The sequence below is a fragment of the Actinoplanes cyaneus genome, assembly GCF_016862095.1.
GTDB classification, from domain to species: domain Bacteria; phylum Actinomycetota; class Actinomycetes; order Mycobacteriales; family Micromonosporaceae; genus Actinoplanes; species Actinoplanes cyaneus.
In genome coordinates, this window is sequence record NZ_BOMH01000068.1 from 29,796 (window position 1) to 48,510 (window position 18,715).

At 70.9% G+C, this 18,715-nt stretch carries 16 protein-coding genes; 14 read left to right on the forward strand and 2 right to left on the reverse strand.

Going from position 1 to position 18,715, the window contains the following annotated elements; translation table 11 throughout:
• Window positions 1-6: 6 nt before the first annotated feature.
• From Acy02nite_RS38240 to Acy02nite_RS38280, 9 genes are read left to right on the forward strand one after another with little or no spacing between them, the layout of a single operon-like run.
• Complete coding sequence (locus Acy02nite_RS38240) at window positions 7-1,293, forward strand: ATP-grasp domain-containing protein (RefSeq protein ID WP_203752776.1); 1,287 nt, start codon at window positions 7-9, stop codon at window positions 1,291-1,293.
• Window positions 1,290-2,600 carry a phosphoribosylamine--glycine ligase gene (gene purD / locus Acy02nite_RS38245; protein WP_203752778.1) on the forward strand — a complete coding sequence of 437 codons (1,311 nt, stop codon included), beginning with the start codon at window positions 1,290-1,292 and terminating at the stop codon, window positions 2,598-2,600. The genes Acy02nite_RS38240 and purD overlap by 4 nt, the downstream gene beginning before the upstream one ends.
• Window positions 2,591-3,859, forward strand: a complete 1,269-nt coding sequence (locus tag Acy02nite_RS38250; RefSeq protein ID WP_203752780.1) for an aspartate aminotransferase family protein — start codon at window positions 2,591-2,593, stop codon at window positions 3,857-3,859. The genes purD and Acy02nite_RS38250 overlap by 10 nt, the downstream gene beginning before the upstream one ends.
• A gap of 17 nt (window positions 3,860-3,876) precedes the next feature.
• Window positions 3,877-4,806: an NAD(+) diphosphatase gene (gene nudC, locus Acy02nite_RS38255; RefSeq protein ID WP_203752781.1), complete on the forward strand. Its 930-nt coding sequence runs from the start codon at window positions 3,877-3,879 to the stop codon at window positions 4,804-4,806.
• Between the two features lie 39 nt (window positions 4,807-4,845).
• Window positions 4,846-6,087, forward strand: a complete 1,242-nt coding sequence (locus Acy02nite_RS38260; RefSeq protein ID WP_203752783.1) for an ATP-grasp domain-containing protein — start codon at window positions 4,846-4,848, stop codon at window positions 6,085-6,087.
• Window positions 6,084-7,337, forward strand: a complete 1,254-nt coding sequence (locus Acy02nite_RS38265; protein ID WP_203752784.1) for an MFS transporter — start codon at window positions 6,084-6,086, stop codon at window positions 7,335-7,337. The genes Acy02nite_RS38260 and Acy02nite_RS38265 overlap by 4 nt, the downstream gene beginning before the upstream one ends.
• 4 nt (window positions 7,338-7,341) lie before the next feature.
• Window positions 7,342-8,595, forward strand: a complete 1,254-nt coding sequence (locus Acy02nite_RS38270) for an ATP-grasp domain-containing protein (RefSeq protein WP_203752785.1) — start codon at window positions 7,342-7,344, stop codon at window positions 8,593-8,595.
• Between the two features lie 9 nt (window positions 8,596-8,604).
• On the forward strand, window positions 8,605-9,816 hold the full coding sequence (alr, locus tag Acy02nite_RS38275; protein WP_203752786.1) for an alanine racemase: 1,212 nt from the start codon (window positions 8,605-8,607) through the stop codon (window positions 9,814-9,816).
• Window positions 9,817-9,827: 11 nt separating this feature from the next.
• On the forward strand, window positions 9,828-10,238 hold the full coding sequence (locus Acy02nite_RS38280; RefSeq protein WP_203752787.1) for a hypothetical protein: 411 nt from the start codon (window positions 9,828-9,830) through the stop codon (window positions 10,236-10,238).
• A gap of 386 nt (window positions 10,239-10,624) precedes the next feature.
• Here Acy02nite_RS38280 and Acy02nite_RS38285 read toward each other — a convergent pair whose 3' ends face one another.
• Both Acy02nite_RS38285 and Acy02nite_RS38290 read right to left on the reverse strand, forming a co-directional pair.
• Window positions 10,625-12,265 carry an NAD(P)/FAD-dependent oxidoreductase gene (locus Acy02nite_RS38285; RefSeq protein WP_203752789.1) on the reverse strand — a complete coding sequence of 547 codons (1,641 nt, stop codon included), beginning with the start codon at window positions 12,263-12,265 and terminating at the stop codon, window positions 10,625-10,627.
• Window positions 12,266-12,291: 26 nt separating this feature from the next.
• Window positions 12,292-13,461 carry an LLM class flavin-dependent oxidoreductase gene (locus Acy02nite_RS38290; protein WP_203752791.1) on the reverse strand — a complete coding sequence of 390 codons (1,170 nt, stop codon included), beginning with the start codon at window positions 13,459-13,461 and terminating at the stop codon, window positions 12,292-12,294.
• A 144-nt stretch (window positions 13,462-13,605) separates the two neighbouring features.
• On the opposite strand from Acy02nite_RS38290, the gene Acy02nite_RS38295 reads away from it, so the two are divergent.
• The 5 genes from Acy02nite_RS38295 to Acy02nite_RS38315 all read left to right on the forward strand — a co-directional run bounded on the left by Acy02nite_RS38295 (window position 13,606) and on the right by Acy02nite_RS38315 (window position 18,713).
• Window positions 13,606-14,979, forward strand: a complete 1,374-nt coding sequence (locus tag Acy02nite_RS38295) for an ABC transporter substrate-binding protein (protein WP_203752800.1) — start codon at window positions 13,606-13,608, stop codon at window positions 14,977-14,979.
• 3 nt (window positions 14,980-14,982) lie between these two features.
• Entirely contained in the window at window positions 14,983-15,900 is a 918-nt protein-coding gene (locus Acy02nite_RS38300; protein WP_203752802.1) for a carbohydrate ABC transporter permease, read from the forward strand.
• Window positions 15,900-16,781: a carbohydrate ABC transporter permease gene (locus Acy02nite_RS38305; RefSeq protein ID WP_203752805.1), complete on the forward strand. Its 882-nt coding sequence runs from the start codon at window positions 15,900-15,902 to the stop codon at window positions 16,779-16,781. Before Acy02nite_RS38300 ends, Acy02nite_RS38305 begins: the two co-directional genes overlap by 1 nt.
• Window positions 16,782-17,112: 331 nt before the next feature.
• Window positions 17,113-17,871: an alpha/beta fold hydrolase gene (locus Acy02nite_RS38310; protein ID WP_203752808.1), complete on the forward strand. Its 759-nt coding sequence runs from the start codon at window positions 17,113-17,115 to the stop codon at window positions 17,869-17,871.
• Window positions 17,868-18,713, forward strand: coding sequence for an aldo/keto reductase (locus tag Acy02nite_RS38315; protein ID WP_203752811.1), 846 nt, complete (start codon window positions 17,868-17,870; stop codon window positions 18,711-18,713). Before Acy02nite_RS38310 ends, Acy02nite_RS38315 begins: the two co-directional genes overlap by 4 nt.
• Window positions 18,714-18,715: the final 2 nt, after the last annotated feature.

The following is an 18,715-nucleotide window of genomic DNA, read 5'->3' on the forward strand; positions in this document are numbered from 1 at the left end:
CCCAGCATGAAGACATTCGTCATCTTCGAACTGATGAACCAGATGGTGCTCGTCGCCAGGGCCGCCAAAGCCCGGGGCCTGCGCCTGGTCGTGCTCAACCAGGATCCGCTGCGCGACTCCGGTGACTTCGCCGTCCCGGACGGCCTGGTCGACGAGCTGATCACGGTCCGCTCCTGGACCGACGCCGACGCGGTCACCGCGCTGGTGGACGACGTGCTGCGCCACCACGAGGTGGCCGGCACCTACGCCGGCTTCGAACCGACCCTGCCCTTCGAGGCGGCCCTGCGCGAGAAGGCCGGCCTGCCGCACAACACCGTGGCGGACACGGTGTTCGCGCTGGACAAGGGCCTGGTCCGGGCAAAGCTGTACGCCGAGTCGCTGTCCGCCCTGCGATCCACGTCGCTGCGCGAGGCGCTGACGTGGGCGCACTGGCGGTTCGACCGGCCCGCCATCCTGAAGCCGGCCAACGGCACCGGCAGCGCGCTCTGCTTCGCGGTGTCCGACCTGGACCAGTTACGGGAGGCCGCGGCCGCCGTCGCGGCGCACACCGTGATCAATCCGCTCATGCGCGAGTACATCGCGGCGCACGGCGGCTTCGTGCTGGAGGAACGCGCCGACGGCGAGCTGCTCTCGGTCGAGTCGCTGGCCGACCGCGGCACCGTCCATCACATCGGCCTGACCGGGCGCTACGTGCTGGCCGCGAACCCGGTGGTCGAGCAGGGACTCTTCTTCCCGTACGAGCATCCCCGCCGCGCCGACATCATCGTGGCCGCCCAGCGGTTCCACCGCAGCCTGAACATCGTGCACGGGCCCACCCACCTCGAGGTGATGGTGCCTGCCCGCGGACCCGTCGAGCTGATCGACTTCAACCTGCGTTTCGCGGGCCTGGGCGCGAACGTGCTGATCAACACGGCGTACGGCAAGCGTTTCGAGGAATTGCTCGTCGACGTGGGTTGCGGGGTGCGGCCGGACGTGGCGGCTCTCGGACAGCCGCACCGGTTCGCCGCCGACATGCTGGTGATGCCGCCGCCCGGGGTTCTGGAGCTCACCGGCTTCACGTTCCCGCCGCAGGCCGAGACGCGCCGGCTGATGAAACGGATCGGGCAGCGGCTGACCGGCCGCAGCGACCAGCTCGACGCGGTGGCGATGTTCACCGTCTCCGGCGACACCGCCCCGGACACCCACGCCACGGCGGAGTGGGCCCGCAACCGCGCGCTGGTCAACGGCGAACCGGTCGCCGACCATCCGGCGCTGCGGGTGGTCTTCGGGGCCCGGGCCGGGGCCGCGGCATGACGGCCCGGCCGGGCGGGAGCGACCGGGTCCTGGTGATCGACGCGACCGGGCGCGGGCACGCCATCTGCCGCCTTTTCACCCGCACCAACCCCGGCGTGACGGTGTACTACGGGCCCGGATGCGACCTGGTCGCGGAGGACCGGATCGTCGCGGCGCCGCAGATCTCGCTCACCGATCCGGGCACCGCGCTGCGCTTCCTCGAGGACCATCCGGTGGAGGTGGTCCTCGTGTCCACCATCGACGGGCTGTCCCGCGGTTACGCCGACGTGCTGCGCGCGGCCGGGCATCCGGTCATCGGGCCGAGCGCCGACGCCGCGCGGCTGGAGGCCAGCAAGGAACGGGGCAAGCGGTTCTGCCGCGACCACGGGGTGCCGATCCCCGCGTACCGTGCGTGCACCGATCAGGAACAGGCGCAACGGTACGCGCGGTCGCTCTCGTACGACTGCGTGATCAAGGCCGACGAACTGACCCCGGACGGCGACGGCTCGATCGTCTGCGGCAACCGGGCCGAGGCCGAGGCCGCCATCGCCGGGCTGTCCCGGCGCCACGGCTTCCCGCTCCTCGTCGAGCGGCGGCTGCACGGACCGGAGCTCTCGCTCTTCGCGCTGCTCGACGGGCACACCGCGATGCCGTTGCCGACCGCGCTCGACTTCAAGCGCACCCTCGACGGCGACCGCGGCAAGAACTGCGACGGCATGGGGTCGGTGTCCCCGCACCCCCTCGCCGGCCGTGAGCTGGAGGATCTGTTGCGGCGGCGCCTGCTCGACCCGGTGACGGCCGGGCTCCGCGCCGAGGGCCTGCGGTACACCGGCTTCCTGTATCTCGGCGTGATGCTGACCGCGACCGGACCCGTGGTGATCGAGATCAACGCCCGGTTCGGTGACTCCGAGGCCCAGGTGGTGCTGCCCGGGGTGCGCTCGGACTTCCTGGCGCTCTGCGGGTCGGTGCTGCGCGGCGAGCTGGACCGCTGCCGGGTCGAGACCGACGGGCTGGCCCGGTGCTCGGTGGCGCTGGTTCAGGGGGCCGTGGACGACAGCGGCCCGGGCTGGCCGTTCGGCGCGTACCACCCGGGCCAGCGGGTGCACGGCATCGACGCGGCCGCGGCCGGCGGCGCCGAGGTGTACCTCGCCGGCGTGCGCCGCGGCGACGAGGGCCATCCGGTCACCTCGGGCGGCCGGGTGCTGCACGTGGTGGGCGCCGGGCAGACCGCGGACGAGGCACGCGACCGGGCGTACCGCGGGGTGCGTCCGATCTCCTTCGCCGGTCACCGCTTCCGCACCGACATCGGAGTCCGGACATGCAGCTGATCGAGACGACCGAATCCGCGGTCCGCAGTTACTCCCGGTCGTTCCCGGCGATCTTCGCGCACGCCAAGGACGACCTGCTGACCACCCACGACGGCCGGGACTACATCGACTTCCTGGCCGGTGCGGGCACCCTCAACTACGGACACAACCCCGCCGCCCTCAAGGACCGGCTGATCAGTTACCTGCAGGCCGACGGCCTGACCCACGGGCTGGACCTCTTCACCGAGGCCAAGGGCGATTTCCTGGACGTCTTCTCGCGGTACGTGCTGGCGCCGCGCGGCCTGCCGTACCGGGTGCAGTTCTGCAGCCCGTCCGGCACGAACGCGGTGGAGGCGGCCGTCAAACTGGCCCGGATCGCCACCGGGCGCCACACCGTGGTCGCCTTCAGCGGCGGCTTTCACGGGGTGAGCCTGGGTTCGCTGGCCGCCACCTCGGCTGCCTTCTACCGCCAGGGCGTCGAGGCCGGGCTCTCCGGGGTCACGCACGTGCCGTTCCCGGACTCGCCGTACGGCGCCTTCGACAGCCTGGACCTGCTGCGCCGGATGGTCACCGACACCAGCTCGGGGGTGGGCGCCCCGGCCGCGATCCTGCTGGAGTCGGTGCAGGGCGAGGGCGGGGTCTACGTCGCGCCGGTGGAGTTCCTGCGCGGCCTGCGGGCCCTCTGCGACGAGCACGGCATCCTGCTCGTCCTCGACGAGATCCAGGCGGGCTGCGGGCGTACCGGCGCGTTCTTCTCCTTCGAACGTGCCGGGATCGTCCCCGACCTGGTCACGCTCTCCAAGGCGATCAGCGGTTACGGCCTGCCGATGGCGTTGTTGCTGATCAAGCCGGGGTACGACGTGTGGCAGCCCGGTCAGCACAACGGCACGTTCCGCGGTCACCAGCTCGCCTTCGTGACGGCGGCCGCGGCGATCCGCGAGTACTGGTCGGACGGGGTGGACGGGGTGTTCGCCGGCACGGTGCGGCGCAAGGCGGCCATGGTGCGCGGGATCCTCGGCGACGCCGGGCTGCACCGTCTCGGCGTACAGGTCCGGGGCCTGGGTCTGATCTGGGGCATCGACACCTCCACCGCGCCCGGCCTGTCGGCGGGCAAGATCTCGCAGCGGTGTTTCGATCGCGGCCTGGTGGTGGAGACGTGCGGCCGCGACGGCACGGTCCTCAAGGTGCTGCCGCCGCTCACCGTCAGCGACGACAATCTGACGCGTGGCCTCGGGATCCTCACCGACGCCCTCACCGAGAAGCCGGACGACGCGCGATGACGAAGGACGGATGACCGTTGGAGACAGTGGATGTGGCAGTGGCCGGGACCCCACCGCCGTACGCCGGAGGCTGGTTGGATCGGGCGAGCACGCAGCGCACCGACCCGGCGTGGCTGGCCCGCCTGCGGGACCGCCCGGACACCCGGGTGGTGCCGATCTGGCAGGACGACTGCGTCGTGCACGGCGACCCGCCGCGGGCCGTCGTCGCGACCGGCACGACCGCGCGGCGACTGCTCGACGACACCGCCGAAGCCGTCTTCCTCGGCCTCGACGGCGACGCCGGCGTCTTCGCCGTCGACCTGTCCGACCTGGACCGCTCCGCGGCGGTGGCCCTGGCCGGTGGTGACGGGATCGCCTCGGTGCGCACCGTCTACACCGAGCACACCCCGGCCGCGGCGGCCACCCTCGGGTACGCCCGCGGCCTGCTGCACTGGACCCGCAACCAGCGGTACTGCGGCCGGTGCGGGGCGGCGGCCGAGCCCCGCGACGGCGGCCACGTCCGTGCCTGCCAAGGTTGCGGCCGGCTGCTGTTCCCGCGGATCGAGCCGGCCGTGCTGATGCTGGTCGAGTCGGCCACCGAACCGCGGCGCTGCCTGCTCGCCCGGCACCGCGCCTCGGTCCTGGGGCAGTACTCCACCCTCGCCGGCTTCGTCGAGACCGGCGAAAGCCTCGAGGACGCGGTCCGCCGCGAGGTGGCCGAGGAGGTCGGCCTCACCGTCGGCGCGGTCACCTACGCCGGCTCGCAACCCTGGCCGTTCCCCGCCGGGCTGATGGTCGCGTTCCGCGCGACCGCCACCGGCGACACCCCCACCGTCGACGCCGACGAGATCCTCGACGCGCGGTGGTTCACCCGGGCCGAACTGGCCGGCAAGGCCGCCGCCGGCGACCTCGGCCGCGTCGACTCGATCGACCGCATCCTCCTGCGCTCCTGGCTGGACCACGCCTGACCGGACGATCCCGGCCGGCCCTCACGGAAAGACTTCTCCATGCAGACGCTCCTCATCGTCGGGGGCCGGCCCGACACCGTCCGCAAGGCCGCCGAACTCGGTGTCCGGGTGGTGCTGGTGCAGCACAAGGAACTGTTCGACCCGGCCGTCAGCGAGCACGCCGAGGCCGTCATCCTCGTCGACTACACCGACTGGGCGGTCACCGAGCCGCTGGTCGACGCCGCCCACCGGGTGTGGTCGTTCAGCCGGGCGGTCTCCCTCGCCGACCAGGGCGTGGAGATCGTCGGGCGGATCAACGACCGGTTCCGGCTGCCCGGCACCCCGTACCGGGTGTCCCACCTGTTCCGCGACAAGCTGGCGATGCGCCGCCACCTCGCCGCCACCGGCCTCGGCACGGTCGCCGCCGAACCGGTGCGCGACCCGGCGGACGTGCGTGCCTTCGCGGCCCGGCACGGCTACCCCGTCGTGCTCAAGCCCGCCGACGGCACCGGCAGCCGCGGCGTGGTGATCGTCGAGGACGCCGGGCAGGTCGAGCAGGCCTGGAACGTGCCCGCAGGGCTGCGCGGGCACCGCGACGGCATCGGCCGCTACTACCCGGTCGATCGGCTGCTGGCCGAGGAGTACGTCGAGGGCACCGAGTACGCCGTGGAGACGTTCAGCTTCGGCGGACGGCACGTCGTCATCGCCGTCACCGAGAAGCTCTGCGCCGGCGTGGTGGAGATCGGCCATGCGGTCCCGGCCCGGTTGCCGGCCCACGAGGAGGAGCAACTCGTCGCGTACGTGACGGACTTTCTCGACGCGATGGGCCTGCGCGACGGGATCAGCTCCACCGAGGTCAAGATGTCGCCCGCGGGCCCCCGGGTCATCGAGTCGCAGGACCGCGTGTCCGGCGACCGGGTGATGGACCTGGTGGAGCTCGCGTACGGCGTCGACCTGGAACGGTACGCCGTCGGCTGGCCGTTCGGCCTCGTCGAGGCGCTGCCCGGCCGGCCGGTCGCGCGGCGCGGCGCGGCCACCCGGTTCCTGCTGGCGGCGCCCGGCACGGTGACCGCCGTCGACGGGTGCGAGGCGGTGCGCGACCAGCACGGTTTCGTCGACCTGGAGGTCGGCGTCGGGGTCGGCGACGAGGTGGCCGCGCTCGCCGACAGCTTCGACCGGATCGGACAGCTGCTGACCACCGGGGTGGACACCGGCGAGGCGGTGCGGACCTGCGACGAGTTGCTGTCCCGGGTGACGGTGCGGACCACGGCCGGGCCGGTCACCGCCGGGATCCCCGGGTGAGCGCCGCCGGCCGGTGGGGCATCCCCGCCGTACGGGGACATGGCAGGTTCGTCGCGGCGACCGGCATCGACAGCATCGGCACCGGCCTGGTCACCACCTTCATCATCATCTACTTCGTGCGGACCACGTCGCTGTCGCTGGTGACCATCGGCGGCTCCCTCTCGCTGGCCCGGCTGCTGGCCCTGCCGGTGCCGCTGCTGGTCGGCCCGCTGATCGACCGGTTCGGCGCCCGGCGCACCGCGGCGGCCGGCAACCTGCTCGTCGCCGCCGGGTTCACCGGCTATCTGGCGGCCGGGCATCCGTGGCAGATCGTGGCGATGAGCTTCCTGGTCCAGGCCGGCCAGGCGACGTACTGGACGTCGTCGAGCCCGCTGGTGGTGCTGGCCGCCGCGCCGCGGGACCGTACCCGCTGGTTCGGGTTCGTCCACGCGTTGCGCAACGCCGGACTGGGTCTCGGCGCCGCCGCCGGCTCGCTGTCTCTGGGCTTCAGCGGCACCGCGGGCCTGCAGGCGATCATGGCCGGCAACGCGGTGAGTTGTGTGGTCGCCGCCGTGCTGCTGACGCGGTGGCACCCGGAGCCGGGGGCGGCCGGCCCGGCGGCCACCGCGACGGCCGTCCCCGCCGGGTACGGAACCGTCCTGCGGGACGGGCGCTACCTGCTGCTGATCGGCGTCAACGTCACCTTCGTCTTCAGCGCGCTGGTCGTCAACGTGCTGCTCGCCCTCTACATCGACCAGGGGCTGCACCGCGGCGCCTGGATCGCCGGGGTGCTGCTGGTGCTCAACACCGTGCAGATCGTGCTGACCCAGACGGCGATCACCCGGCGGACCGAGCGCTACCGGCCGACCCGCGTGCTGATCGCCGCGTCGCTGGTGCACGTGGTCTCCTTCGTGCTCTTCGCCGCGCTGGACGTCGCGCCGGGCTGGTCCGTGGTGGCCGGGCTGTTCCTCGCGATGGCCGTGCTCACCGTTGGCGAGAGCCTGTCGGCGCCGCCCACCGACCAACTCAGCGTGGACCTGGCGCCGGAGCACCTGCGCGGCCGGTACCTCGCCGTGTACCAACTCTCCTGGACGTTCGGGCAGGTCACCGCGCCGTTGCTGTTCTCCCTGCTGTTCAGTCGCGGACCCGCCGTGCCCCTGCTGGCCCTCATCGCGATCAGTCTCGCCTCGGTGCCGTTGCTGCTGCTGCTGGAACGAACCGACCGCCGCGTACGGGCCATGAACCGTTCCCTTGTCAACGAAACGAGCTGATCTCATGCGTACCGTCATCGTCATCGGCACCCGGGGCTTCGGCGCGTTCCGGCGCGACCTGCTGCACGACCCGGACGGGGTGCGGTTCGTCGGGATCTTCTCCACCCACGACGAGCCGTTCATCCCGGCCGCGCACCGGGACCTGTTCAGCCGCGTCGCCGTCCTGCCCTGCGGAAAGGCCGATCCCACGGCCGCCGAGTCGTCACTGGTCGACGTGGACGGCGCACGGCGGGTGATCGGCGAGGTGCTGGCCGCGGAGCCGCGCCGGGACGTCACGCTGCACAGCTTCGACGAGCGCAACCTGCTGCTCACCGCCCGGCTGCGCGAGGAGTTCGGGCTTCCCGGGCCGCGGCACGCCGACATCCTGCCGTTCCGCGACAAACTGATCATGAAGGAGCTCGTCCGTACGGCCGGGATCCGCGTCCCCGCGTTCGGCGAGTACGACGCGGTGGCCGCCGCCGAGGACCCGGCCCGCTACTTCGACCGGATCGTCGCGGAGGTCGGCCTGCCGTTCGTCCTCAAGCCGGTCGACGGCAACTCCTCCGACGGCGTGTACCGGATCGACTCGGCCGAGGACCATCGGCGGCTGCCGGCCGAGCTGGGCTGGGCGTACGAGTACGAGGAGTTCATCGACAGCACCATGTACAGCGTCAACATCATCTCCCGGGGCGGACTCCCGGTGTTCGCCGGCGTCACCGAGTACCTGGTGAACTCGGCTCAGGTCCAGCAGGGCCGGGTCAACGTCGACGTCAACCTGATCGACTCCGACGCGCGGGTGCCGCGCATGATCGCCTTCGGGGAGGCGGCCCTGGACGCGCTCGGCCGTCCCGACGGGGCGTCACACCTGGAGCTGTTCCGGACCGCCGCGGACGAGCTCGTCTTCCTCGAGGTGGCCGCCCGCTTCAAGGGCATGGCCGGAGTGGCCGCCATGCAGCGCAACTACGGCGTCGCCCTGGTCAACCTGGCCCTGGAGATCGAAGGCGGGCCGGCCTCACGGCCGTACGACGGGGAGCGGGTGTACTGCTACGACGGGGTGATCCCGAAACGGGCCGGGACCGTCGAGCGCCTCGTCGAGCCGGACATCGAGAGCGAGTACGAGATGACCTGGAAGGTGCGTCCCGGTCAGGTGATCGGGCACGGCGAGTCGCTCTCCGACAACGGCGGCGTGTTCCTGGTGTGGAACAAGGACTACGACGCCGCGTACCGCGACTTCCGCCGATTCGCCGACTATCGACCCGTCGTCTACCGCACCAACTAGGCGGCGGTGATGTTCTCGACGGTCACCGTCGTACCCTCGCCGCCCGGACGGGAGACCGGGTGGCAGGCGCGGGCCGAGATCGACCTCGGCGCGATCCGGCACAACACCGCGACCGTACTGGCCGCCGCCGGCACCGAGGTGATGGCAGTGGTCAAAGGCGACGGGTACGGCCACGGCGCGCTGTCGGTGGCCCGCGCCGCCCTGGCCGGTGGCGCCACCTGGCTGGGCACCGCGTCGCTGGCCGAGGCGATGCGCCTGCGCGCGGCCGGGATCACCGCACCGGTCCTGGCGTGGCTGGTGCCACCGTACGTGCCACGCGACTCCGCCGTCGTCGCCGGGATCCACCTCTCCGCCTCCTCGACGGAGGAACTGGACGCGCTGCGGGGCGCCGCTCTGCGTACCGGCGTGCCGGCTCTCGTGCACCTGAAGGCCGACACCGGTCTCGGGCGCGGCGGAGCCCGGCCGGAACAGTGGCCGGCGCTGGTCGGCGCGGCGGCCCGGTCGGCGGCCGACGGCCTGGTCCGGGTGGTCGGCGTGTGGAGTCACCTCGTGCACGTCGACGACCCGGGCCATCCGGAACACCGGCGTCAGATCGGCCGCTTCACCCGGGCGCTCGACACGGCCGCTGCGGCAGGTCTGCGGGACGTCTGCCGCCACCTGGCCAACTCGGCCGCCGCGCTGGACCTGCCGGCCGCCCGCTTCGACATGGTCCGGGCCGGCAGCGCGCTCTACGGCCTCACCCCGCGGGCCGGTCCCGGCACCGTCCTGCGGCCCAGCATGGCACTGCGCGCCCGCGTCGCGGCGACGAAACGGCTCGGCGCCGGGTGCGGCGTCGGATACGGCCACACGTACGTCACCGACCGGCCGGCCACGGTGGCGCTGATCCCGCTCGGCTACGCCCACGGCGTCCCCCGCGCGGCCGGGAACCGCTGTCACGTCTGGCTGGGCGGCGCCCGGCGCCCGATCATCGGCCGGGTCTCGATGGACCAACTGGTCGTGGAGTGCGGCGACGACCCGGTGGCGGTCGGCGACGTGGCGACCCTGCTCGGCCCCGGCGTCCACGGCGAGCCCACGGCACACGACTGGGCCGCGGCGCTGGGCACGGTCAGCTACGAGGTGGTGACCAACCTGGGCGGGGACCGGATCGACCGTACCTACCTGGACCCGCCCCCGACCGCCGGCGGCGCCCGGCACACCGATCCGGCGCTGCGCACGCCATGATCTGATGCAGCGTGTCGGAGGCATCTCGGCGACAGGACATCGACACACCCATGGAAATCACGCAGGACGGGCCCTTCCTCGTCATCGAGCGCGACGGGTTCGTTGCCCGCTTTCCCGCTCGCCGGAACGATGACCTGGAACAACTACAGGATCAGGACATCTACGTCACCGTGACCGGCGGGCCGACCTACTACGCGAGCCTGATGACCCTCGACGCCATCAACGCCGTGCTGAGCCGATGGGAGCAGACCGGCGAAGCCGCCGGAGGCCGCTACTTCTACACGACGGACCTCGTCATCACGCCCCGGCCCGGTATCACCGCGATGCTCGAAGCGATCGACGGACTCGTCCGCGATGGAGAGATCGCCAACGCCTGCCAGATCATCCCCGATCCGTCCGGAATCGGGGACGAATCAGATTGAACGGACCGCGTACGCGGCCCGACCCGAACCGCGCGCGTTGTCCGCGGCAGCCGAGGTCGTCGCATCGGCGCAAGGCTGGTACTCACCGGGGTTGTCGCGGACGGCATTACCACGATGAGCGCCAGCCGCCTGCGACGTCTTCCATCGGCAGTTGAGCGCTCGACAGGTGAGGTACCCGGTCGGTGGCGGTTGGCGCGAGCTCGGAGATGCGGCCTGAGAGTGCAGTCCCACTGTCGCTCGGCGGGCACTGATCGTGATGGTCACCATGCAAGTTGAGCGGCAGCCGGACCGCAGCGGTAGTTCAGCTAATGGCGCAAGCAGCCGCTTGTCGTGGGTTCGGCCCGCCACGACACCATGCCTATGACGTACGGGGCAACGGGGTTGATCTAAGCGGCCCTGACCAGGTCGGCGGCCTTGGCGATGGTGGCCCGGTCGTAGTCGAAGTACGGGCGCAGCGCAAGCGGCGCCGCGGTCCGCCCCCACTGGTAGATGAGGCGCTGCGTCTCCATCGACCCGTCGTGCCAGCGGCGCAGCACGTCGTGCAGGTTGAGCGGTGACGGGGAGGCCTCGCCGTCGCCGAGGATGAACGCGAGCTCGGGCACCGCGTCGGTGGGGGAGAGCAGGCCGTCACGGACCCGGCGCAGCACGTCGAAGCAGGCGTTGAACTGCGCCTGGGCACTGGGCAGATCCGGACAGAACGAGCCGGGGACTGGGCCCTGGTGGAGCCGGTCGAGCAGGGCCGGGTCGGCGGTCTCGAGGAACTGGTAGTACGTGCCGGCGATGCGGATGACGCCGAGGTTCCACGCCAGGTACCACATCTTCGACCAGGCACGCCACAGGTCGAAGTCACGGAAGGCGATGTACGACCCGGCGATCAGCTTGTCGTTGTTGTCGAGGATGTTCTGGTTGAGCCGGTCGAGGTAGGCGAAGTGCCCGGCCGAGTAGTCGCCGGTCTCGCGCGCCGTCAGCAACAGCGGCACGAACGCCTCGATGACCGCCATGGTGTTCGCCATCCCGCGGCTGAACAGGGCGTCGATCGCGCCCGCGGCGTGGCTCATCAGGACCCAGCGATCGCCGACCGTCCGCGACGAGGAGAACTGCGTGCGGCCGGTGGAGATCCAGCGGAACGCCGAGGTGGCGTTCGCGAACTGGCGCTTGAGCGGCGGGAACCGGTCCAGGAACTCGTCCCACTCCTGCTCGGCGGAGACGCCGTCGCGCTTCGGGAACTTGTCGACGTCGAGACTCAGCCCGACGCTGACCAGGTCGGACTCGCTGCCCTCGCGGTTGTCGAACGGGATCACCCACATCCAGCCGCCGTCGAAGAGGTGGTGCAGCGTGCCCTCGTGCCACAGGTTCGGCTGGCCGGAGGAGTTCTCGACCGTGTCGTACGGGACGACGCCGCGCATGTGCGTGAAGATCGTCCGCGAGTTCGTCTCGAAGCGGCACGGCTCCTCCCGCAGGCCGAACTTCTCGGCCAGCACCGAGGTGCGCCCGGTCGCGTCGATCACGTAGTCGCTGCGGAAGGTCTCGCCGTCGTCGAGGACCACCACGGCCTCGGACGGCTGGATGTCCACTGATCGGATGCGGACACCCTCGCGGGCGATCGCGCCATATCGTACGCAGGCATTGAAGAGGTATTGATCGATGTCCGCCCGCATCAGGTGGGACTCGGGACCGAACGGTCCCTCCGACACGCTGCACTGCGTCACCTCGAACGGGTCATGCTCCTGACCCTCGTGGTGATAGACGAACCCGAAGTTGGTCTTGATGCCGCACCGCTTGCTCACGTGCTCCTGGATGCCGCCGCTGGTCGACACGTGCGCCAGCTCCGGCACGTCGTAGCGCGCGGCGAGCAGTCGCAACAGGAACGACGTCTCGCCGATCGTCGACTCGCCGAGCGCGAACCGGGGATGTCTCGCCGCGTCCACGATCGCGACCGAGAGGCCCAGGCGCGCCAGGATCGCGGCCACGGTGCTGCCACCGATGCCGCTGCCCAGCACCGTCACGTCGACTCGGGTGTCCGTCATGTGCTCAACCTTCCGAAGATCGCTCGTCACTGGGCGCGCCTGCGGTCGGCGACCTCGTGGTAGTACTCGACGCCGGCCTTGGCCTGCGCGGCGGCCATCGTCCGCCGGGTCAGCCCGCCGGACTGCAACTCCTGCTCGTACGCCCGGATCCGCGGCCACGTCGCCGCGGTGAAGTAGGGGATCACGCGACGGGCGAACAACTCGTACGACCGGCGGGTCGCCTCGGGGTCCGCGATGTCCGACTGCTCGATCAGGAACGTCCCGAACCCGCCGCTGAGCTCCCACATCTTCTCGATGTGCCGGATCGCCTGCTCCGGGGTCCCGATCACCGCGGTGCCGGTGGTCATCAGGACATCGATCACGGCATCCGGGTCGTCGAGATCCACCGGCACGTTCATCGGCAGGATCTGACGAACGAACTTGATGTACGTCGTGAGCCCGCGCCGCACCTCGGCGCGCGCCTGCTCCTCGGTCGCGGCGACGTGCATCAGGCTCATCACCGACCAGCGACTGCGGTCGAACTGCAGGCCCACCTGTTCCGCCTCGGCCTGCGCGATCTCCGCCGTGGTGCGCAACGGGTTCTCCGAGCCGGTCCCGATCGCCGCCGACGCCCCGAACGACACGATCCCCGCGCCGAACCGGCCCGCCAGGCGCGGCCCGGCCGGGGACTTGAACGCGGCGACCCGGATGTCGAGCGGCCACTGGTACGGCCGCAGGTGCATGACGCCCTGATCCAGGTGGAACCAGTCGGTCTTGCGGGTCACCGGCCCCTCGTACCGCAGCAGCGCCGTGATGACCTCGAGGGACTCCTCCAACATCCGGCGCGCCTGCATCGGATCGTGGCCGATCATGCTCGCGTCCAGCGGCAGCGCCCCCGACCCCACCCCGAAGATCAGCCGGCCGCGGGTCAGGTGATCGAGCTGGATGATCCGGTCCAGCAGCAGGAACGGATGGTGGTACGACAACGTCGCGACCCCGGTCCCGAGGCGGATCCGTTTCGTGCGCTGCGCCGCCGCGGCGATCATCAGCTCCGGCGACGCGATGATCTGCCAGCCACCGGAGTGGTGCTCGCCGAACCAGAACTCGTCGAACCCCAGCCGGTCGCAGTGCTCGGCAAGGGCAAGATCCCCCTCCAGCTGGAGGGTCGGATCCTCGGTCGGGTCATGAAACGGAAACACGAGTGCGCCGAACTTCATGCGCGGCCCCCTACCTGCACGAATTACGCCCACTGTAGACGTAGATCGCACCCTGTGCAGCCATCGATCGAAGGCATCGATGGTGTGCAATGAAGTCGAAGTGGGTATGCGCCGCTGCAGTTCACTGCGAAGGGGCGTGGCGCCATGCGGGGAAGACGATCGATCACGCTGACCGCCGGTCTCGTCCTGGCACTCGGGGTGGGCACGTTCACCGCGGCCTGCGAGTCCGGTGACGCCGGCGGCGGCGCCACCGCGAACTTCGGTGCCGACGCCGCCGGCACGCTGACGGCGTGGGCCTTCGACAACGCCGACGACGTCGGCAAGGCGCGGCTCGGATACGCGGCCAAGGCGCTGCCCGGCGTGACCCTGACGATGGACCAGACCGGGTTCGACGCGCAGAAGTTCACCGCCCGGCTGGCCTCCGGCGAGGTGCCCGACGTGGTGCAGATGGACCGCGAGTATGTGGGCACCTACGCCGCGCAGGGCCTGATCCTGCCGCTGGACAGCTGCTTCACGGCCAACCAGGTCGACCCGGCGCAGCGGTGGTACGCCAACGTCCTGGACGACGTGCGATACAAGGACCAGCTCTGGGCGGTGCCGCAGTTCTACCAGCCGCCGGCGATCCTGCTGAACACCACGGTGATGCGGGCCGCCGGGGTCACACCCGCCGACATCGACACCTCGAAGCCGGACGTGCTGCTGGCCGCGATCGCCAAGATGTACAAGGCGAGCGGGGGAGTCCCCACGACGCTCGGCTTCAACCCGCAGGCCGTCGGGCAGACCTACCTGTGGTTCGTCGCGCAGGGCGGCAAGCTCGTCGGTGACAAGGGCGTGCCCACCCTGGACGACCCCAGCAACGTACGACCGCTGGAGCTGCTCAAGCGCATCGTCGACGCGCAGGGCGGATTCGCCCGGTACAAGAGCTTCACCGACGCGTTCGACGTGTTCGGCGACCAGAACCAGTTCGTGCGCGGGCAGGTCGGCGCCGAGGTCGATGCGCAGTGGTACGCCAACGTGCTGGCGCCCTACAAGGACAAGGCCGAGCTGAGCGCCGTGCCGTTCCGCGGCAGCGACGGCAAGCCGGTGGCGGTGGCCTACGGCGGCTCGTTCGTGATCCCGGCCAAGGCCAAGAACCCCGCCGCGGCCTGCAAGTGGGCGCTGAGGCTGACCGAGGACGGCGCGTGGAACGCCGCCGCCGAGGCGCGGGCCGCCACCCGGGCCAAGGACAAGTCGGTCAACACCGGGCTGTTCACCGGCTCGCCCGGCCCCGACCGGGCGATCCGCGAGAAGTTCGTCAAGTCCAGCGGCAACGCCGGGTTCGATCAGGTCGTGAACACCTTCTACGACGTGGTCGCCACCGGCCGCAGCGCCGGGCTCTCGCCGGCCGGCCAGCAGCTCAAGCAGGAGCTGACCACCGCGATCACCACCACGCTGCTGGGCCAGAAGACGCCGCAGAAGGCGCTGCAGGACGCGCAGACGGCGGCCATGGCGGCGTACACGTCGATCGCCGGTGGCTGAGCGATGCCGGCGGCGCTGAGAGCGCGCAAGTACAACCGCCGGGAGGCGGTGGCCGGCTACCTGTTCATCACTCCCTGGATCATCGGCTTCCTGGTCTTCACGCTCGGCGCGATGATCTACAGCCTGGCCATCTCGTTCAGTCACTTCAACCTGGCGACCGGCCGGATGCGGCCCGGTGGCCTGGACAACTACCGGGCGCTGCTGGACGACCCGCGGGTCGCCGGCTCGCTGCGCAACACCCTGTTCTTCGCGGTCCTGGCCGTGCCGCTGGAGATCTGCCTCGCGCTGCTGCTGGCGATCCTGCTGAACCGGGTGCGGCGCGGCGCCGGTTTCTTCCGCACCGTCTACTACCTGCCGAAGATGACCCCGGCCGTGGCGACGGCCGCGGTCTTCCTGCTGCTGCTCAACGGCAACACCGGCGCGATCAACAGGGGGTTGCGGGCGGCCGGGATCGAGGGGCCGCAGTGGCTGGTCGACCCGGCCTGGGTACGCCCGTCGATCGTGCTGATGGCCCTCTGGGGAGTCAGCGGCACCATGGTGATCTTCCTGGCCGCGCTCAAGAACGTGCCCCGCGACCTCTACGAGGTGGCCGCCCTCGACGGCGCCGGCCCGATCCGCCAGTTCTTCGCGATCACCCTGCCGATGATCTCGGGGGCGGTGTTCTTCAACGTCATCATCCTGACGATCTACGCCTTCCAGGTCTTCGACCAGGCGTACCTGCTCTTCTGGCGGGACCAGAACAACGTCGCACCGGAATCCTCGCTGTTCTATGCGGTCTACCTGTTCCAGCAGGCGTTCCGCCAGTTCAACTTCGGCTTCGCCGCGGCGATGGCCTGGCTGCTGTTCCTGATCCTGATGGTCCTGACCTACCTGCAGGTCAGGATCGGCAACCGGTACGTGTACTACGAGGCGGAGCGCTGATGGCCACGACGACTCCCACCCCGCGCACGGCCCGGGCCCGCCGCTGGACGACCGGCCAGGTCGTGCTGTTCCTGCTCCTGATCGGGTTCACCGCACTGTTCCTCTACCCCCTGGTGTGGCTCGTCTCGGCCAGCCTCAAACCGTCCGGGCAGGTCTTCGACAACGCGCTGATCCCGCACACCTGGCGCTTCGGCAACTACGTGGAGGTCTGGGACCAGCTGCCGCTGCTGCACTGGATCTTCAACAGCGTGTCCATCGCGTTCCTGGCCGCCGCGCTGGTGGCCGTCTCCAGCTCGGTCGTCGCGTTCGGCTTCGCCTACTTCCGCTTCCCCGGCCGCAACCTGCTCTTCGGCCTGGTGCTGGCCACGATGATGCTGCCGGCCTCGGTCACGATGATCCCGACGTACCTGATCTGGAAGCAGACCGGGCTGCTCGGGACGTGGGTGCCGCTGTTCGGCGCCAACCTCTTCGGCTCCGGCTTCTACATCTTCCTGCAGCGGCAGTTCTTCCTGGGCCTGCCGCGCGAGCTGTTCGAGGCGGCCCGCATCGACGGCGCCAGTTACTGGCAGCTGTTCCGGCGCATCGCCATGCCGCTGTCGATCCCGTCCTTCATCATCGTCTTCCTCTTCGAGTTCCAGGCCTCCTGGAACAACTTCCAGGCCGCGCTGATCTACCTTAACGGCGGCTCGGTCGAGAGCTTCACCGCGCCGCTGGGCATCGCCTACGCCATGACCAAGTACAGTCCGACCGCCGGTGGTCACGCCGACTACCAGTACGTCATGGTCGCCGCGCTGATCGTCACCCTCCCGATGCTGCTGCTGTTCAGCGGCGGTCAGCGCTACTTCATCGAGGGCGTCGCCACGGCCGGCCGCAAGGGCTGATGCGACGTCCGTCCCATGCCGACAGCCGGACGCTCCGACCAGGCCGAACCGGGCATCCGCCGCCAGGTCACGGACCGGCCGCCGCCTGCCCGTGCCGCCTGCGCAAGAGCGGGCCGCCACCGTGGTGACCAGCCGCGAGCCGGCGCCGGCCCTGCCTCCGTGTCGGCCCACGGCGCGGCTCACGCTTTCCCCGCTGGTGCTCACCGTGGTCATGAGCACGAACAACCACGGTGAGCACCAGCCAGCACCCCGCGCCGGCGCGACGCGCTCAGCCGCCGACAAGGTGCCGCGCGACAGCGATCGACTGCCGGCCGGCGCGTAAGATCAACCCGTGCTGACCGGCGATGGCTTTCCCCTGGCTGTTCAGGTCAGTGGGCGTGCCGACGGGCCGACCCTCCTGCTGCTCTCCGGGCAGGCGAACTCGCACGCCTGGTGGACCGGGCTGCGGGAGCCGTTCGAGGACAGGTTCCGCGTCGTCAGTTTCGACTATCGGGGTACGGGCGCGAGCCGCGGCCCGGTCGGCGACTGGTCCACGCCGTGGTTCGCCGAGGACGCCGCCGCGGTGATCCGCGCGCACGGGAAACGTGCTGTCGTCTACGGCACGTCGATGGGTGGCCGGGTCGCGCAGCACCTCGCCGCGCGGCATCCGTCGCTCGTCGACCGGCTGATCCTGGCGTGCACCTCGCCCGGTGGTGAGCACGCCCACGAGCGCACGCCCGAGGTGCGCAAACGGCTCGCCTCCGCGGACGCCGCGCGGACGTTGCGTGAGCTGTTCTACACCGGCGCGTGGGACGGGCACAGCCACCTGTTCGGCGATCCGACGATGACCGCCGAGGAGAGCCGCGCCCATCTGCGGGCCAGCAACCGGCACGACGCGTGGGACGTGCTGCCGCGGATCACGGCGCCGACCCTGGTCCTGCACGGCACCGACGACCGGATGGTCCCGTCCGCGAACGCGCCGCTGCTGGCCCGGCGCATCCCGGGCGCGGTGCTGCACCTGCACGAGGGCGGGCGGCACGGGTTCTTCGACGAGTTCGCCGGCGACGTCCAGCCGGTGATCGACGATTTTCTGGATCAAGGAGAGCAATGAGCACCATCGACCTCGGCGGGAAGACCGTCAACCGGCTCGGGTACGGCGCGATGCGCATCACCGGGCCGGGCATCTGGGGGCCGCCGGCCGACCACGACGAGGCCATCCGGGTGTTGCGGCGCAGCGTCGAGCTCGGCGTCACGTTCATCGACACCGCGGACTCGTACGGACCGGACGTCTCCGAGAACCTGATCCGTGAGGCGTTGCACGACGGCACGGGGTACGGCGACGTCGTGATCGCCACCAAGGGCGGCTTCACCCGGCACGGGCCGAACATCTGGGCCGCGCTCGGGCGCCGCGAGTACCTGCGCCAGTGCGTCCTGATGTCGTTGCGCCGCCTCGGCGTCGAGCAGATCGACCTGTGGCAGCTGCACCGCATCGACCCGCGGACCCCGCGCGAGGAGCAGTTCGCCACGCTCCGCGAGTTCCTCGACGAGGGCCTGGTCAAGCAGGTCGGCCTCTCCGAGGTCAGCGTCGAGGACGTTCAGGAGGCGCAGGCCGCCGGCGTTCCGGTCGCCTCGGTCCAGAACCGCTACAACCTCGGTGACCGCCGTGCGGAGAAGCTGCTCGACTTCTGCACCGAGCAGGGGATCGCGTTCATCCCGTGGGCGCCGGTCGACGCCGGCAACCTGGCGCGGCCGGGCGGCCCGCTGGAGAAGGTCGCCGCGAACCACCCCGGCGTCACGACCGGCCAGCTCGCCATCGCCTGGCTGCTGCGCCGGTCCCCGATCGTCGTTCCCATCCCGGGTACGTCGTCGGTCGCCCACCTGGAGGAGAACCAGGCCGCCGAGCGCGTCGAGCTGACCGACGACGAGTTCGAGTCCCTGTCGAAGGCCGCCTGAGT

Excerpts from the sequence above, each read along its gene's own strand:
- alr (WP_203752786.1), top strand. The coding sequence starts at position 8,605 with ATGTTCTCGACGGTCACCGTCGTACCCTCGCCGCCCGGACGGGAGACC.
- Acy02nite_RS38270 (WP_203752785.1), top strand. The coding sequence starts at position 7,342 with ATGCGTACCGTCATCGTCATCGGCACCCGGGGCTTCGGCGCGTTCCGG.
- purD (WP_203752778.1), top strand. The coding sequence starts at position 1,290 with ATGACGGCCCGGCCGGGCGGGAGCGACCGGGTCCTGGTGATCGACGCG.
- Acy02nite_RS38305 (WP_203752805.1), top strand. The coding sequence starts at position 15,900 with ATGGCCACGACGACTCCCACCCCGCGCACGGCCCGGGCCCGCCGCTGG.
- Acy02nite_RS38295 (WP_203752800.1), top strand. The coding sequence starts at position 13,606 with ATGCGGGGAAGACGATCGATCACGCTGACCGCCGGTCTCGTCCTGGCA.
- Acy02nite_RS38300 (WP_203752802.1), top strand. The coding sequence starts at position 14,983 with ATGCCGGCGGCGCTGAGAGCGCGCAAGTACAACCGCCGGGAGGCGGTG.
- Acy02nite_RS38260 (WP_203752783.1), top strand. The coding sequence starts at position 4,846 with ATGCAGACGCTCCTCATCGTCGGGGGCCGGCCCGACACCGTCCGCAAG.
- Acy02nite_RS38250 (WP_203752780.1), top strand. The coding sequence starts at position 2,591 with ATGCAGCTGATCGAGACGACCGAATCCGCGGTCCGCAGTTACTCCCGG.
- Acy02nite_RS38290 (WP_203752791.1), bottom strand. The coding sequence starts at position 13,461 with ATGAAGTTCGGCGCACTCGTGTTTCCGTTTCATGACCCGACCGAGGAT.
- Acy02nite_RS38315 (WP_203752811.1), top strand. The coding sequence starts at position 17,868 with ATGAGCACCATCGACCTCGGCGGGAAGACCGTCAACCGGCTCGGGTAC.
- Acy02nite_RS38240 (WP_203752776.1), top strand. The coding sequence starts at position 7 with ATGAAGACATTCGTCATCTTCGAACTGATGAACCAGATGGTGCTCGTC.
- Acy02nite_RS38285 (WP_203752789.1), bottom strand. The coding sequence starts at position 12,265 with ATGACGGACACCCGAGTCGACGTGACGGTGCTGGGCAGCGGCATCGGT.